Source organism: Microbacterium tenebrionis, assembly GCF_020682665.1.
GTDB classification, from domain to species: domain Bacteria; phylum Actinomycetota; class Actinomycetes; order Actinomycetales; family Microbacteriaceae; genus Microbacterium; species Microbacterium tenebrionis.
This window is the reverse complement of record NZ_JAGTTM010000001.1, coordinates 503303-518815: the sequence shown is the minus strand read 5'-3', so window position 1 is coordinate 518815 and position 15513 is coordinate 503303. Positions and strand designations below refer to the sequence as shown.

Annotated in this window: 15 protein-coding genes and 1 pseudogene; 6 read left to right on the top strand and 10 right to left on the bottom strand. The window is 68.5% G+C overall.

What is annotated here, in order from left to right:
• Positions 1-30 precede the first annotated feature (30 nt).
• Together KEC56_RS02600 and KEC56_RS02595 are read left to right on the top strand one after the other, a co-directional pair.
• Positions 31-1473: a sugar porter family MFS transporter gene (locus KEC56_RS02600; protein ID WP_227529689.1), complete on the top strand. Its 1443-nt coding sequence runs from the start codon at positions 31-33 to the stop codon at positions 1471-1473.
• Positions 1474-1482: 9 nt separating this feature from the next.
• Entirely contained in the window at positions 1483-1818 is a 336-nt protein-coding gene (locus tag KEC56_RS02595) for a tryptophan synthase subunit alpha (RefSeq protein ID WP_227529688.1), read from the top strand.
• Between the two features lie 97 nt (positions 1819-1915).
• Here KEC56_RS02595 and trxA read toward each other — a convergent pair whose 3' ends face one another.
• The 3 genes from trxA to KEC56_RS02580 form a co-directional block, all read right to left on the bottom strand.
• Positions 1916-2239 carry a thioredoxin gene (gene trxA, locus KEC56_RS02590; RefSeq protein ID WP_175987824.1) on the bottom strand — a complete coding sequence of 108 codons (324 nt, stop codon included), beginning with the start codon at positions 2237-2239 and terminating at the stop codon, positions 1916-1918.
• Between the two features lie 60 nt (positions 2240-2299).
• Complete coding sequence (trxB, locus tag KEC56_RS02585) at positions 2300-3271, bottom strand: thioredoxin-disulfide reductase (RefSeq protein ID WP_175987822.1); 972 nt, start codon at positions 3269-3271, stop codon at positions 2300-2302.
• A gap of 74 nt (positions 3272-3345) precedes the next feature.
• On the bottom strand, positions 3346-5394 hold the full coding sequence (locus KEC56_RS02580; RefSeq protein ID WP_227529687.1) for a DUF6049 family protein: 2049 nt from the start codon (positions 5392-5394) through the stop codon (positions 3346-3348).
• Between the two features lie 96 nt (positions 5395-5490).
• Between KEC56_RS02580 and KEC56_RS02575 the strand changes: the two genes are divergently transcribed.
• From KEC56_RS02575 to KEC56_RS02560, 4 genes and pseudogenes are all read left to right on the top strand, one after another.
• Positions 5491-7047, top strand: coding sequence for a DUF7059 domain-containing protein (locus tag KEC56_RS02575; RefSeq protein ID WP_227529686.1), 1557 nt, complete (start codon positions 5491-5493; stop codon positions 7045-7047).
• 40 nt (positions 7048-7087) lie between these two features.
• The gene (locus KEC56_RS02570) at positions 7088-8140 is read left to right on the top strand and encodes an LLM class flavin-dependent oxidoreductase (protein ID WP_227529685.1); all 1053 of its coding nucleotides are present in this window, start codon (positions 7088-7090) and stop codon (positions 8138-8140) included.
• A gap of 74 nt (positions 8141-8214) precedes the next feature.
• Entirely contained in the window at positions 8215-9084 is an 870-nt protein-coding gene (locus KEC56_RS02565; RefSeq protein ID WP_227529684.1) for a DUF6414 family protein, read from the top strand.
• Positions 9085-9114: 30 nt separating this feature from the next.
• Positions 9115-9237 (top strand): annotated as a pseudogene (locus tag KEC56_RS02560) (LLM class flavin-dependent oxidoreductase); the annotation flags it as partial.
• 131 nt (positions 9238-9368) lie between these two features.
• On the opposite strand, the gene KEC56_RS02555 reads toward KEC56_RS02560, so the two are convergent.
• From KEC56_RS02555 to KEC56_RS02525, 7 genes are read right to left on the bottom strand one after another with little or no spacing between them, the layout of a single operon-like run.
• A complete protein-coding gene (locus KEC56_RS02555; RefSeq protein ID WP_175987814.1) occupies positions 9369-9947 on the bottom strand; it encodes a hypothetical protein in 579 nt (192 codons plus the stop codon).
• Between the two features lie 4 nt (positions 9948-9951).
• Positions 9952-10770, bottom strand: coding sequence for a PilN family protein (locus KEC56_RS02550; protein ID WP_227529683.1), 819 nt, complete (start codon positions 10768-10770; stop codon positions 9952-9954).
• On the bottom strand, positions 10770-11807 hold the full coding sequence (gene pilM / locus KEC56_RS02545; RefSeq protein ID WP_227529682.1) for a type IV pilus assembly protein PilM: 1038 nt from the start codon (positions 11805-11807) through the stop codon (positions 10770-10772). The genes KEC56_RS02550 and pilM overlap by 1 nt, the downstream gene beginning before the upstream one ends.
• 40 nt (positions 11808-11847) lie before the next feature.
• Positions 11848-12663 (bottom strand): prepilin peptidase, encoded by an 816-nt coding sequence (locus KEC56_RS02540; protein WP_227529681.1) that lies wholly within the window; start codon positions 12661-12663, stop codon positions 11848-11850.
• A complete protein-coding gene (locus tag KEC56_RS02535; RefSeq protein ID WP_227529680.1) occupies positions 12660-14204 on the bottom strand; it encodes a DNA-directed RNA polymerase subunit beta family protein in 1545 nt (514 codons plus the stop codon). The genes KEC56_RS02540 and KEC56_RS02535 overlap by 4 nt, the downstream gene beginning before the upstream one ends.
• The gene (locus tag KEC56_RS02530; RefSeq protein ID WP_227529679.1) at positions 14201-14857 is read right to left on the bottom strand and encodes a prepilin-type N-terminal cleavage/methylation domain-containing protein; all 657 of its coding nucleotides are present in this window, start codon (positions 14855-14857) and stop codon (positions 14201-14203) included. The genes KEC56_RS02535 and KEC56_RS02530 overlap by 4 nt, the downstream gene beginning before the upstream one ends.
• Positions 14854-15471, bottom strand: coding sequence for a type IV pilus modification PilV family protein (locus KEC56_RS02525; protein WP_227529678.1), 618 nt, complete (start codon positions 15469-15471; stop codon positions 14854-14856). Before KEC56_RS02525 ends, KEC56_RS02530 begins: the two co-directional genes overlap by 4 nt.
• Positions 15472-15513: the final 42 nt, after the last annotated feature.

The window sequence follows — 15513 nt, the reverse complement described above, 5'->3', positions numbered from 1 at the left end:
GTAGAGTGGGGAGTGAGCAGGGAGAGATACATGTCTCAGAACAAGGGCACATCAGGGCGCTTCAGTGCCCGTGTGATCGGCATCAGCATCGCGGCAGCGCTCGGCGGCTTCCTGTTCGGATTCGACACGGCCGTCATCAACGGCGCCGTGGATGCGCTGGCCGGGGCCTTCGACCTCGGCCCGGGGCTGCAGGGCTTCGCCGTGTCATCGGCGCTCCTCGGCTGCGCCGTCGGAGCATGGTTCGCGGGCAGCCTCGCGAACAGGCTCGGCCGCATCCCGGTCATGGTGATCGCCGCGATCATGTTCCTCGTGTCAGCGATCGGCTCCGGACTCGCCTTCGGCGTCATCGACCTCATCGTGTGGCGCGTGATCGGCGGTCTCGGCGTCGGTGCGGCATCCGTCATCGCCCCCGCCTACATCGCCGAGGTCTCGCCGGCCAAGGTGCGCGGGCGCCTCGGGTCGCTGCAGCAGCTCGCGATCGTGACCGGTATCTTCACCGCCCTGCTGTCGAACGCGCTGCTCGCGAACATCGCCGGGTCCGCGGCGAACGTGCTGTGGCTGGGCATCGACGCGTGGCGCTGGATGTTCATGGTCGAGGCCATCCCCGCCGTCGTCTACGGTCTCATGGCGCTGAGGCTCCCGGAGTCCCCGCGTTTCCTTGTCGCCAGAGGCAAGGTGGACAAGGCCTCGCAGGTGCTGTTCGACTTCACGGGCGAGACCGATGTGAATCTCAAGATCCAGGAGATCGAGGAGAGTCTCGGCGACGAGAAGAACGAGTCCCTGAAGGACCTGCGCGGCGAAAGGTTCGGGCTGAAGCCGATCGTGTGGGTCGGCATCCTGCTCAGCGTCTTCCAGCAGTTCGTCGGCATCAACGTCATCTTCTACTACTCGACGACGCTGTGGCTCTCCGTGGGCTTCGATGAGTCGAGCGCTCTCATGACGTCGGTCATCACGTCGATCACGAACATCGTCGTCACGATCATCGCGATCGTTCTCGTGGACCGGGTCGGCCGGCGACCGATGCTGCTGATCGGATCGGTCGGCATGGCGGTGACCCTCGGCATGATGGCCGTCGCCTTCTCGTTCGGGACGCTTCAGGACGGCGCCGTCACCCTCCCTGAACCGTGGTCGCTCATCGCGCTGATCTGCGCCAACGGGTTCGTGGTGTTCTTCGGCGCGACCTGGGGGCCGCTGGTGTGGGTGCTGCTGGGGGAGATGTTCCCCAACAAGATCCGTGCGGGCGCCCTCGCCGTCGCAGCCGCTGCCCAGTGGATCGCGAACTTCTTCATCTCGACGACCTTCCCGGCCTTCGCCGAGATCGGGCTGACCTTCGCCTACGGCTTCTACGCCTTCTTCGCCGTCGTGTCGTTCTTCTTCGTGTACTTCCAGGTGCCGGAGACGAAGGGCAAGGAGCTGGAGACGATGACGGATGTCGTGAACCTCCCGCGCCGTGGGGGCAGAAAGCGCGCGTAGGCTTGAGGTATGTCTGAAGCCGTCCCCCGCCGCGCAAGTCTCGAAGTGCTGCGCGCAGAGGCGTCGGACGAACTGGCCGTCCTCATTCAGGAGCGGCTGCTCAGCGGCGAGGACCCCTGGGACTTCATGGAGGATCTCCCGAGCGTCGACGAACTCGTCGTCTACCTGCTGCGCGCCGACAACATCGCCGCGAACGACGGGGTGCGGCCCAACGCGGCCAGGAACTACCGCGTGATGCGCCAGATCGCGCTGGAGTACCCCGAGCTCACGCCCGCCGTGTGGGGGCTCCTCGGCGAGGGGCCCCGCTACCGCCGGTGGGATGCCACGGTGGCCGACGCCTCCTGACGCTGGTCGCGGCGCGTCCTGACACCGCCACGACTGACCCGCAGACGCAGAGAAGGCGCGGACCGCACGGTCCGCGCCTTCTTCGTTCGTCCGGGGATCAGCCGATGAAAGCGGCGAGATCCTGCTCGAGAGCGGGCTTCGGCTTGGCGCCGATGATGGTCGTCTTGACGTCGCCGCCCTGGAAGACCTTCATCGCCGGGATCGACGTGATCTGGTACTTCATGGCCAGCTCAGGGTTCTCGTCGACGTTGAGCTTCATGATGGTGATCTTGTCGGGGTGCTCGGCCTGGATCTGGTCCAGGACAGGGGCGACCATGCGACACGGTCCGCACCACTCGGCCCAGAAGTCCACGAGGACGGGGCCCTCGGCCTGCAGGACGTCCTGCTCGAACGTCGCCTGGCTCGTTACCTTGGCAGTCATCTGCTTATCTCCTTGATCGAAGGTCACCTGCTGCAACAGCAGCGGTGTCGAAACTGTTCCCTACGCGATGATCGCGGCCGCTTCGGCGGCCGGGACCTCGACCGAGGCATCCTCGAGATCCGCGAGGAAGTTCTCGGCGTCCAGCGCCGCGACCGCTCCCGACCCGGCGGCCGTGATGGCCTGACGGTACGTCGGGTCGATGACGTCGCCGGCGGCGAAGACGCCGGGAACGGACGTGCGAGACGAGCGCCCGTCGACCCAGATCGTGCCCTCCGGAGTCAGGTCGAGCTTGTCGTGCACGAGGTGGGTGCGCGGGTCGTTTCCGATGGCGATGAACAGGCCGTCCAAGGCCAGCTCGCGCGACGAGCCGTCGACCGTGTCGCGCAGGGTCACGCCGGTGAGGGCATCGCCACCCTCGATGGAGGTCACCTCGCTGTTCCAGATGAACTCGATCTTCTCGTTCGCGAACGCGCGCTCCTGCATGATCTTGGATGCCCGGAGGGTGTCCTTGCGGTGGATCACGTAGACCTTGTCGGCGAAGCGGGTGAGGAACGTGGCCTCCTCCATCGCGGAGTCGCCGCCGCCGACGACCGCGATCGTCTTCTCACGGAAGAAGAAGCCGTCGCACGTGGCGCACCACGAGACGCCGTAGCCGGAGAGGCGCTCCTCGCCCTCGATGCCGAGCTTGCGGTAAGCGGAGCCGGTCGCGTAGATGACGGTGTGCGCCTCGTGCTCCGCGCCGCTGCCGAGGACGACCTTCTTCACCGGACCGTCCAGCGACAGCGAGGTGACGTCGTCGTAGACGACCTCGGTGCCGAACTTCTCGGCCTGCGCCTGGAACTTCGACATCAGGTCAGGGCCCTGGATGCCGTCGGGGAAGCCGGGGTAGTTCTCGACCTCGGTGGTGTTCATCAGCTCGCCGCCGACCTCGACCGAGCTCGCGATGAGGAGCGGCTCGAGGTTCGCGCGGGCCGCGTAGATCGCGGCGGTGAATCCGGCGGGGCCGGAGCCGATGATGATGACCTTGCGCATGTCCTCTTCCTTCTCGCGTGAAAACGCGTCAGAGTGTGAAACCCATGGTAACCGCGCGGCATTCCCCGGCAGCGTCATGCGTCGGAATCGGCGGCCTTGTCCTTGCGTCGGCGGACGACGGTGCGGATGATGCCCAGCACGAGCAGCAGGCCGATGACGCCGCCCAGGATGCCGAGGCCGATGCCCTCCCATTCGGCGCGCACGGTGACGGTCGCGGTCTGGTCGGTGCCGATGTGCACGCCGGTGGGCGAGACGAGCCCGAAACGCACGTCGAGCACGCCGCTGCCCACCCGGGCCGACACCGGCACCTTGACGCGGGTGTTGCTGGCGGGCTGGGCGACGACCTCGGTGCGCGGTTCGATGTCCAGACGCGCGTCCGACGGCCGCGAGGTCAGCGTGACGTTGACGGGCCACGGCAGGTCGTTGTGCACCCACACCGGCAGGGGGGCGGCCGCGGTGAACAACTGCACGGGGCTCGGCGGCTGCACGCCGACGGCGTTCAGGGTGGCCGTGGTCTCGGTGCGGTGCGTCGCGGTGCCGGGGACGAACTGGTCCGCGGTGCCGACGCCGATGAGGCGCAGGATCTCGATGCGCTCGGGGGAGAGCAGCACGAGCGGGTCGTCGAGGATCGTCGCGAACGACGTCAGGCGGGCCTCGTCGGCGAGCAGGTTCTCGAGGGCGTCCGCGCGGTCGCGCGAGTCGTCCGAGACGATCGTGGCGGATGCCGGGTCGGAGGCGCGCGCCTCCGACAGGGGCGTCAGGTCGGCGATGGAGGACAGCGCCAGGATCGTCTCGCGCAGCGCATCGGCCGTCCGCGTCTCGTCGCGATCGAGCCCGACGAGCAGCGACGCCTGCGGGACGAGGCTCAGCCGGGCGATGCCGGAGGTGATCGTCCGCTCACGGTCGGACTCATCGGCCGTGGCGGCCGCTTCGCTGAGCACGGCTGAGGCATCGGCATCCGAGACGAGGATCCGATGATCGTCGACCTCGACGAGCGCACCGGACTCGGAGGCTACCGACGTCGACGGCAGGATCGTGGTGACGTCGGTGCCGAGATAGTCGTCGAAGGCGGCGAGATCGGCGGTGCGGACATCGCCGAGGGGCCACAGCACGCCGGACTCGGCGCCGCCCAGGGCGGTCAGCTCGGCATCGCTGGGGAGCTCGGGGCCGGATGCCGTCGGCGTGGGGGCGGGGGTCTCGCCGTCAGCCGGCGGCGCTGTGAAGTCGGCGGGGTCGAGGTAGGGGGTCAGCGGCAGCGTCGAGAGCAGCTCGGGCAGTTCGGCACGGGCCTGGACGGTCGCATCCGCGTCGCCGGGCTGCAGGGCGAACCGCTGGTTCGAGAGCGACTCCAGCCGCGCGAGCCACGCCGTGGCATCCGCGGGTGCCGCTGTTCCGAGAGCACGGATCGCCGCGGGGATGAGCGGGTCGACGGCGAGGGCCGCGGAGGTTCCCGCCGCGCCGTCGAGCTGGGCCGTGAGGGCCCCGTCGGGGGCGGTGAGCGCGGTGAGCTCGTCGGCTGAGAGCAGGCCGCCGTCCGCAGGGGTGGCGGTGATCGGCACGACCACGGTCAGCTGCAGGTCGGTGTCGCCGGTGACGACGAGGACGCTGGTGGCTCCGGCGATGCCCGAGATCTTCGGGCCGGAGATCAGTGCGCGCAGGGGGTAGACGCCCTCGGTCAGGTCGCCGAGCACAGCCGAGGTCGCGCTGATCGACGTCGATGCGCTCTCGGATGCCGCGACGTCTCCGGACTCCTCGGATCCGATCGACGTGAAGGTCCCGTCGGCGTCGCCGCCGTTGAGCCAGGCGGTGAGGGATGCGGCATCCGCCAGCGGCGTCTTGTTGATCTCGACCGTGACGCGCCCTGCGGCGAGAGCCGCGTCGCTGCCGTTGTCGATCGTGACGGTGGCGGTGACGGGGGCGTCGGGGGCGACGACGCCGTGGATGCCGGCGGTCAGCGAGAGCTCGACCGTGCCGGTGTCCTCGGGGGTCTGGGTTTCGGCGGATGCGGATGCCGGGGCGAGGAGCTGCCCTGATGCGACCAGCCCGACGGCGAGGGCCGACGCCAGCACGCCGCGGATGCCGCGGTTCGCGCGCGCGCGTCTGCCGGTTCGGGGGCTGATCAAGTCTCTGGTCTTCCTCGGGGCGCGCAGGAGCGACCCGTGAGTGGTGACCCCGCAATTCTAGGTGTGCGGCTTCGGGGAACCCTGAAGGCGCGTAGAGTGACGGCCGTGTCCGACGCCCTCCCGCCTGTCCCGGATCCCGCTCTCGCCTCGGCGCTGGCCGCGGATCTGGATGCCGCCGACTTCCGCTCCGAACCGCTCCGGCGTCTGTGGGGAGAGGAGGCCGACGACGCACTCGGCCGGGGAGTCCGCGAGCCTGTCCTGCGGGCGATCGCCCGCGACGTCGGCCCGCTGGCGACCGCCGGCCGATTCTTCGTGCTCGGGATGCCCCAGCCGGCGTCCCTGGTCGACGCGGCGTTCGCTCGTGTCGGGGTGGACGGCCTTGTCGCCCTGGGACTTGCCCGCGTCGACGGCGCGGATGCGGTGCCGACCGCGCTGGTGCGCCCGCAGTCCTTCGTGGATGCCGACGGCGTCGGGGAATGGTGGATCGCCAGCGACCTCGACGAGCTGGCTCTCGGCACGGCGCTGCCGGCCGATCATGTTCTCGGGGTCGGTGGAGCATCGCGGACGCTCGCGGAGCTCGTCGTGCCCGTGCCGGTCGCGCGTGCACTGGACCTGGGGACGGGATGCGGCATCCAGGCGCTGCTCGTCGCCCGGCACGCCGGAGAGGTCGTCGCGACCGACATCTCCGAGCGCGCGCTGGCCTTCGCGGCGCTGAACGCCCGCCTGAACGGCGTGACGAACATCACGTTCCGTCAGGGCAGCATGTTCGAGCCGGTCGCCGGCGAGGCGTTCGACCTGATCGTGTCGAACCCGCCGTTCGTCATCACGCCGCGGGTGGAGGGCGTGACGGCCTACGAGTACCGCGACGGGGGACTGGTGGGGGATGCGCTGGTCGAGGCGTTCGTCCGGTCGGTCCCAGGCCATCTGACCCCCGGCGGCATCGCGCAGCTGCTCGGCAACTGGGAGTCACGGTCTTCGCTCCCTGAGCCTGTCGAAGGGTCGAAGACGACCCCCGGCCTCACCCGCCTGGAGTCCTGGATCGACCCCGCCCTCGACGCCTGGGTGATCGAGCGCGAAGAGCTCACCCCGCTCGCGTACGCCGAGCTGTGGGTCCGCGACGGCGGCACGACGCCACGCGAGGCGACGTTCGGGCGGATGCTGGAGGCGTGGCTCGACGACTTCACCGCCCGCGGGGTGACCGCAGTCGGATTCGGGTATGTGCTGCTGCGTCGTCCTGCGGCACCAGGGGAATCACTGCGCCGCTTCGAGAAGGTGTCGCAGCCGCTCGCGGCGCCCGGCGGTTCGCTCGGTCGGGCGCTGCGGGACGGCCTCGCGGCGCACGATGGGCTGCGCGACGGCGTCCCGCACATGCTCGTGACGGCGCCCGATGTCACCGAGGCGCGGCACTACCTGCCCGGCAACGACGATCCGAGTGTGATCGAGCTGCGGCAGGGCGGCGGTTTCGGTCGCACCGTCGAAGTCGATCCGGCGCTCGCCGGTTTCGTCGGGGCGTGCGACGGCGAGTTGTCGGTCATGCAGATCGTCTCGGCGATCGCCGACCTGTTCGAGGTGCCGCTGGTGGATCTGTGGGCGGACCTCGAGCCGCGCATCCGCGAGCTCGTGCTCGACGGGTTCCTCGTCCCGGCGCCATGAAGGGGGAATGCCACCGGCATCCATTCGGTTGCATACGACCATGAAGGCTTTCGGATTCCTCTCCTTCGGGCACTACGCGCCCGTGCCCGGTTCGGGCACCCGTACGGCGGCGGACATGCTGCACCAGACGATCGACCTCGCCGTCGGTGCGGATGAGATCGGCGTCAACGGTGCCTACGTCCGCGTGCACCACTTCGCCCGTCAGGCCGCGTCGCCCATGCCGCTGCTGGCCGCGATGGCCGCGAAGACCGAGCGCATCGAGGTCGGCACGGGCGTCATCGACATGCGGTACGAGAACCCGCTGCAGTTCGCCGAGGAGGCTGCCGCGCTCGACCTCATCGCACGCGGACGCATCGCGCTCGGCATCAGCCGCGGATCACCCGAGACCGCGCTGCGCGGCTACGAGGCGTTCGGCTACGTCGGGTCGGAGGATCCGCGCGGCGCCGACCTCGCCCGTGACAAGTTCGAGCTGTTCCTCGAGGCGATCGATGGTGCAGGAGTGGTCCAGGGAGATCCGCAGCAGGTCGGCGAGGGCAGGTACCTGGCGATCGAGCCGCGCTCCGAGACGTTGCGCGACCACATCTGGTGGGGATCCGGATCGCGCGCCACGGCCGAGGAGACCGGCCGCAAGGGTCTGAACCTCATGAGCTCGACGCTGCTGACCGAGGCCACCGGCGCGCAGTTCCATGAGCTGCAGCGCGAGCAGATCGATCTGTATCGCGCGGCGTACAAAGCGGCGGGCCACACCGGGACGCCGCGGGTGTCGGTCAGTCGCAGCATCTTCCCGCTCGTGTCCGATATGGACCGCGCGTACTTCGGGCTGCGCAGCGCCGAGAACGGCGACCAGGTCGGGATCATCGACGGCTTCCGCTCCACGTTCGGCAAGACCTACGCCGCGGAACCCGACGTGCTCATCGAGCAGCTGCTCGCCGATGAAGCCGTGATGGCCGCCGACACCCTGATGCTGACGATCCCGAACCAATTGGGAGTTGCTTATTGTGTACATATTTTGGAGTCGTTCGCGAAGCATGTAGCTCCTGCGCTCGGATGGAAGCCGAACACAGACGGCCCCGTCGAGGGATACGCGATCTGAATACAGTCGATGGCACGACCCCGGATACGCTTGTGGCAAGCATCAGGTCGTTCCAGGCAAAGGCGCGGTGAACCATGGGAATCTACAACCCACCGAAGAAGCGTGTCCACAGAGGGTATGTATATCTTGACGACGCCACCGTAATCAATAGTCTCTCCGCCATTGAATCGGGGAAGATCGATGAAGTGGTGGCGAAGATCGCCCAAGCACGCGACGGTGGCTTCTCGGGCGGTCTCAACGCGGGCACGGCTGCGTTGGGCGGAAAAATCGAAGGTGGTAAGAAGACCACGGCTTCCTTCGAAGAGGAGGTTGTTCGGACACGAACTCGCTTCTCCATTTTTGAGCTCTGGTATCAGAAGATCGTTGACGAGAAGGCTCTCGGCACTTTCGATGGCTGGGGCGAGAGCGCGATCTCCTCGGTAAAACCCGGCGACACTGTCGAAATCACGGGGACCCTCCAGATCGTTCCGCTTCAAACACTGCTGCGCTTGTTTAGATGGTTTGCTGCACAGGCTCAAGATCAGAGCTCACCGTTCTCGCAGAAAGGCGACGAGCTCAAGGCGACGAAGGCCGGACTCAAGAACCTAGAAGCTCTACTCGGCGGAACCGACGAGGTTCTAGCAATGCTCCACCCTGAAGGTGAAGACGGTCCAGCCGTTGCTGTTGTTCTTGACGCCAATTGGCTCATCGGCGCGCTCGGAAGACTCGATGGCACCTACACAGTGGTTGCGCAGGTTGAGATGGTTCTGGGAGTAGAGGACAAATGGCCCACTGTGCGACTGACGGCAGAGGCTCCAGTGACGAAGCTTGAGCGAGAAACCCTCACGGAAGTCGTGGGCAACTTCGTTGAACCAGCGAAGGCTCTTGGCGTCTCGATTACGGCCAACGAGGCCGAACTCGCAGGACCGGCCTTGTTGTTGCGGGCAATCGCTGTCTATCGGTAGCGAAGAGCAGCAATCTTCGATTGCTCAGCGGTGCCCGACCAGCTGGGCGTCGACTACAACCTGCACGTGCTGCAGGCGTTCGCCGAACACGTCGCCCCTGCTCTGGGCTGGAAGCCCAACACCGAGGGCCCGGTGCAGGGCGACCCCGCCTGAACTCCTCCCCTGCACAGCTCCTCTCGTGCACAACTTCGGATTTCGGGCCCGACACGCGGGGCCGGATGCCGGATGCCGCGGCGTGTCGCCCGCGGCATCCGAAGCTGTGCACAGGGAACGGGGCGGGGCGGCTACTGCGCGGGCTGCTCCAGAGGCACGAGCACCCAGGTGGCGCCGTTCAGCGTGAGCTGGGCATCCTCGGGCCCGGTGTACTGACTGTCGATCACCGTGATCAGGCGAGTGGACGCCTGCAGGTTGGCGGTGAAGCTCTCCAACGCGGCGCGGTCGCCCTGCGCGCTCAGGCTCACCGCGATCGCCACGAGCGTCCCGCTGGACGCGGTGTCCAGCGACACCCCGACCGGCGCGACGTAGGCCTGCGCGGGCTCGAATCGCAGCGCCGTCATGGTGACCCCTGCGCTGCCGGCCGCCGCGTTGATCTGATCGATCAGCGCCTGCTGCGAGCGTGCGGCGGGGATCTCGGCCTGCGTGCTCGCCAACTGCGCCTTGTACTCGTCGAGGTGCGCATCGTCCTCGGCGAGGGCGGTGTTCTTCGCCTGCTGGATCTGGTTCAGCTGCCGCACGCTGTCGGTCTGCGTGTTCGCCGTCGAGATCCGGTCGAGCTGCGGCTGCACGCCAATGAACCATCCGCCGATGAGGACCAGGAAGGCCAGCAGGCCGACGACGATGAGGCTGAAGCGGTATCTGGACATGGTGTCATTCCTCCGGGTTCGTCAGATCGTCGGTGGATCCGGCGTCCGCGATCGCGGAGCTCTCGTCGGGAGCGGCTGGTGCCGGCGGTGCGATGACCGAGGATTCGAGTTCGCTGCGGAGCGTCGCGAGGCGGTCCTGGTCAAGGCGCTCGGTGCGTGCCGTGCCGCCCAGGGCCGAGGAGTTCAGCTGGATGACGCCGGTGATGAGGTACCCCTCGTCGTCGCCGGCGACCGCGTCGACGGTCGCGCTCGCATAGCCGGTGATCTCCTGCAGCCGGTTCAGGAGCGGGGTGGGCGAGTCGAAGACGCTCGCCGTGGCCGTGAAGGTGATCTCGATGACTCCCGGTGAGTCGAGACCGGCGGTGGGGGCGGCCGTCGAGGATGCTGCGGCGCCGAGCACGCCCTTCACCGTGATCACCTCGGATGCGAGCGTGACGCCTTCCGGCATGGCGCCGTCGAGCTCGCGCATGATGCGCGACCAGTCCGCCTCGGAGTACAGCGCCGACATCGCGGCGATCTCGTAGTCGCCGAGCAGGGCCCGCACGTTCGCCACCTCGGTGTAGCGGTTCTGCTCGACGATCAGCTGGGCGCTCAGCGCCTGCTCCTTCGCGAGTGTCTGCTCGGAGCCGTTCGCGAGGAACGACGCGGCGAGGCTCCCGGCCGCCACGACGACGGCCAGGCCCACAAGACCCGCCATCAGACCGCGGATGCGCGCGTTCTCGGTGCGCCGCACCTCGATGATCGGCGGGATCAGGTCGACTCTGGCGACGGATGCCACGTTCGCAGAGCCGCGGCGCGGCGCAGGTGTCTTGGTCGTCTTCATCACTTCTCTCCCACCGTGACGCCCAGCGGCGCGGCCAGTTCGAGCGCCCAGTTCTCGACGCCGGACGCCCGCACCTTGCTGCTCACCGAGAACGCCGCGAGCGGGTCTCCGTGCACGGTCGGCACGCCGAGGGCCCGCGTGAGCACCGGCGCGAGGCCCATCAGCCGGCTGCCGCCGCCGGTGAGCAAGACCTGGGCGATGGGCCGCTCGGGGTGCGCGCCGGCGTAGAAGTTCAGGGTGTTGCGGATGCTGTCGATCAGCGCCGCCACGTTCTCGCGGAGCACCGTCTCGGCCTCGATGTCGTGGGCGCTGGTGGCGCCGCCCTGCAGGCCGCGGTTGATCTTGTCGTTCTCGGCCTCGGCGAAGGAGATGCTCAGTGCGCGCTCGATCGCGTGCGTGACGTCGTCGCCGCCGCTGGGCACCATGCGCACGAACTCGGGCATCGAACCGGTCGCGACGACGACGGTGGTGCTGGCGGCGCCGATGTTGATGATCGCCTGCGTGCCGCTGTTCGCATTCGAGAGCGTGCGCAGCAGCGAGAAGCCCGAGAAGTCGACGGCGTCGATGGACCGGCCGGCCTTCTCGATGGCGTTCACGGTGCTCTCGAGGCTGGCGCGGGCGGTGGCCACGAGCAGTCCTTCGTGGCGGGGCTCGTTGTGTTCGGTGACGGCGCGCAGCGGCAGGAAGTCGAGGATCGAGTCGTCGAGGTCGATCGGGATGTGACCTTCGACGGCGAATCGCAGCGCCGACTTGCGCTGAGCGGCGGGCATTGCCGGCAGCGTCATCTCGCGCACGACCACCTTGCGGTTGCCGATGCCGAAGGCGACCTTGTTGGTCGTGAAGCCGGCCGACTTCCACAGCTGCTTGATCGCGGCCGCGCCGCGGCGTTCGTCGGTGATCTCGCCGTCGAAGACCGTGCCCTCGGTGACGCCGACCGCCCCGAAGCGCGTGATCTTGGGGCGGTTCGAGTACGCGCCGTCGACCTGCACCCCTCGCAGCCCGCGTCTGCCGATGTCGAGTGCGACTACTCCTGCCATGGGGATCCTCCGTGAGATGTGGATGCTGGGGCGCGGCCGGTCATGCCAGACCCACCGCGGACAGATAGAGGTCGGCGATCGCGGCGCCGGCGAACACGCCGGTCCACGCGCCGATGATCATGAACGGCCCGAACGGGACGCCCGACTTGCGGCCGGCCTTCCGGGTCGCGATCAGCACCGCGCCGACGATGCCGCCGATGACGAACGCACTGAACCCGCCGACGATGAGCTGCGGCCACCCGAGCCAGCCCAGTGTCAGGCCGAGCGCGCCGGCGAGCTTCACATCGCCCCAGCCCATGCCGTCGCGCCACCCGAGCGCGAGCAGCAGGTACAGGCCCCCGAGGGCGACCAGACCCACGCCGGCAGAGATGAGACGCGCCGGCTCGTCGGTGAGGGCGGTGGCCAGCACGATGAGGACGGCGCTGACGGCGTACGAGGGCAGCGTGATCACGTCGGGCAGCCGGTGATGGTCGAGATCGATGAGTGCCAGGGCGATGCCGGCCGCCGTCCAGTACAGCAGCAGCGGCAGGATCGCCGCAGGGTAGACCGCGCCGTAGGCACCGGCCACGACGCCGGCGAAGGCCAGCGCGGTGAGCAGTTCGACGGCGGGGTACCGCAGCGAGATGCGCGCACCGCAGCGGCGGCAGCGGCCCCGCAGGATCAGGTACGACAGCACCGGCAGGTTGTCGTACCAGGCGATCGCGTGACCGCAGTGCGGGCAGGCGCTTCCGGGGCGCACGATGCTCATGCCCTGCGGCACGCGCCAGATCACGACGTTGAGGAACGACCCGATGAGCGCGCCGAAGACGGCAGCCACCGGGATCGCGAACCACGCGGGGATCAGCGGATCCGTCATCCGATCTCCTTGTAGTCGCCGAAGGTCGAACCGCTCGTCATGGCCGGGGCGTTCCATTTCTGGGTCGCCGAGCCGTTGCAGGTGATCAGGCGCAGGTGCGACCAGGCGTAACCGGGCTCGGGGACGGCAGCCAGGCACATGCTCGGGTTGCTGGCGAGCTGGAACGTGTAGGCGTTCAGGGCGTTGACGGTGTCGGTGTTGCGGATGAACTTCTGCTGGTTGTTCAGCGAGGAGGCGTTGGTCGGGTTGCTGCAGGCGACGAAGTAGACGTCGGTGTTGCCGCTGCTGAGCGTCCGGGTCGTCAGGCAGTAGTACTTGTTGTCCGCGGCGCGGACGTAGATGGCCTGGGCCGCCGAGCTCTTGGCGGAGCCCGTCGGCTCGGAGTAGTTCCACTTGTGGTTCCACCGGAGGTCGTTGCCGGTGCCGGTCGGGTCCTGCTTGCACGGGTAGATGATCATGAAGCTCTTGCTGATCTGCTCGTCGGTCACATCCATGCAGCGGCCGAACTCGCTGAAGTTCACGATCTGCTTCGTGTCGATGCTCGCAGCCCCCGCGCCGACGCTCGGGCTCGGTTCGAAGGAGGCGGCCGCGCTCGTGCTCTCGATCACGGTCGTTCCGCTGATGCCGAGCCATCGCCCGCCGCGGCTCGTGTTCGCCTCGTTCTGGCTCACCCACGACCCCGGGGGCTCCCAGCTCCACAGCTGGTTGCCGTGAGCGGCCTTGTTGGTGGCGGCGCACGCCCGCAGCGTCGCATTGACCTGGTTCGCGCTGGTGCCCCACTGACGTCCCGTGATGCACAGCACCGTGGCCGACTTGACGGTCGAGGCGAGCTTGAGCTTGTAGTCGGTGTCGTACACCCACATGTTCAGGGTGTTGTCGGTGCACTGCGCGATCGGCACGACGTTGATCGTGCTTCCCGCCGTGGCCGACGTCGCCTTCAGGCACCTGGTGCTGTCGGTGTTGCGGATCAGCCCGCCGGGGATGTTCACGGTGGTCGTGGTGAACGTGTACAGGGCCGTGATGGTGCGGGTGCTGCCACTCGCGGCGGAGTCGCTGCCCTGCGAGACGATCCGCACGTACTTCGGCTGCTTGGTGAGGTCCGCCGAGAGCGGGTACGGCAGCGCGTTGGCGGCGAGCCACGCGTCGCTGCGCGCAGTCGGGTCGAGCTGGTAGTACTTCAGGGTGACGCTGTAGCCGAGGGTGCTGCCGGCGACGCCGTCGACGGTGCCGGTGACGGTAGCCGGGAGCTTGGTCGGGTCGCCGTAGGTGACGGCCGACGGCCCGACGCCGACGGTCTTCGTGTTCGAGCGCAGCACCGAGAGGGTCGATTGGATGCCGGCTTGAGCGGCGTAGCCGGTTCGGGTGTTCTTCTGCGCGAGCTGGGCGGCCTGCGCCTGCGAGAGCAGCACCGTGAGCAGCACGAGCATGACACCGCCGGCGAAGACCGAGAAGATGACGGTCATGAGCAGGGCTGAGCCGCGCTCGCCATCGTGAGCGGAGCGGGTGGATGCCGGGCGGGCGAGTCCGCGGAATCTGATCACGGTCGGTACCCCGTTCCTGCGCACACCGGGTTGGCGCTCTGCCCATTCGTGCCCACCGCGTTGGAGATCGAATCGAAGGAGCTGTTCTTGGCGTAGATCGTCGTGGTGGTCTCGGTGCCTGCGGAGTCGGAGGTGCCGGCGATCACGTGCACGGTGAGCCCCTGGTAGTTGCTGATGCCGCCGGCCGCGGCGACGACGCTGAACGGGTAGGTCGTGGTCGCGGCGCCGCGCACGTCGCGGAGGATCACGCCCCAGGTTCCGGTGGCGGGCGAGGCGGAGGCCTTCCAGGTGCGCAGCGCCACCGTGCCGTCGTCGCTGTTGTATCGCAGCTGCGAGCACGTCTCGACTCCGGAGGATGCCGAGACGGCACTGGTGCGCCATTCCACGTAGGCGCGGTGGCCGACGGTGCCGGGGCGGTTGATGGCGTCGGCGTAGCGGACGGAGCGCTCGAGGCGCTGCAGCGAGATGCCGATCGCGCTGGAGGTCTGCGCGTCGGTGCGCGCGTCGTTGGTCACCCGCGAGACGGCGACGATGCCGCCGATGAACATGGCGAGGAAGATCGAGAAGATGCCCATCGCGATCATGATCTCGATGAGGCTGTAGCCGCGCTCGTGCTCTCGCTCGTATTCGCGGTCGTGTTCGTGCCGGGTCACTCGGTCCGCCACTTCAGGTCTCCCCTCGTGTCGAACAGGCCGGAGGCGGTGTAGCGGCAGGTGCTGCCGCTGTCGCAGGCGCCGGGGTAGGTCACGACGACGATCACGCGGATCATCTGGCTGCGGCCGGCAGCCAGGGTCGATTCGGCTCCGGGGTCGTTCGATGCGCCCGAGATCCTCGTGCACGCGCCGCCGGCGACGGGCTGGTAGCAGGTGCCGATGAGCACCGTGGAGGCGTAGGCCGATCCGCTGCGCGTCGTGGTCTGCTGGATCGGGATGGCTGGCGGGCCGCCGGAGACGACCGGCCAGGCGGGGTAGGTCTGGGCGAGACCGGGAACGCCGGATGCCGCGCTCCAGGCGGTCTTCACGGCGGTCTCGCTGCGGCCGGCGACGAGAGTGGCGAGCTGGGCGTTGGAGGTCGTCAGGCGCTGGACCTCGTCCATGCGCTGGGTGGCGACCGTGACGGCCACCTGGGTGCGCTGCTGCTGGGCCGCCAGGCGCAGGCTCTGCATCGCGAAGGCGCCGAGGGCGACCGCCACGCCGAGCAGCAGGGCGACGGCGATGATCACCTCGATGAGGGTGAAGCCCTCGTCGTGCTTCGGTCGGGTGCGCATGGGCGTCCTCCTCTCGGCGCCGGGATGGGAATCGGTTGTGCC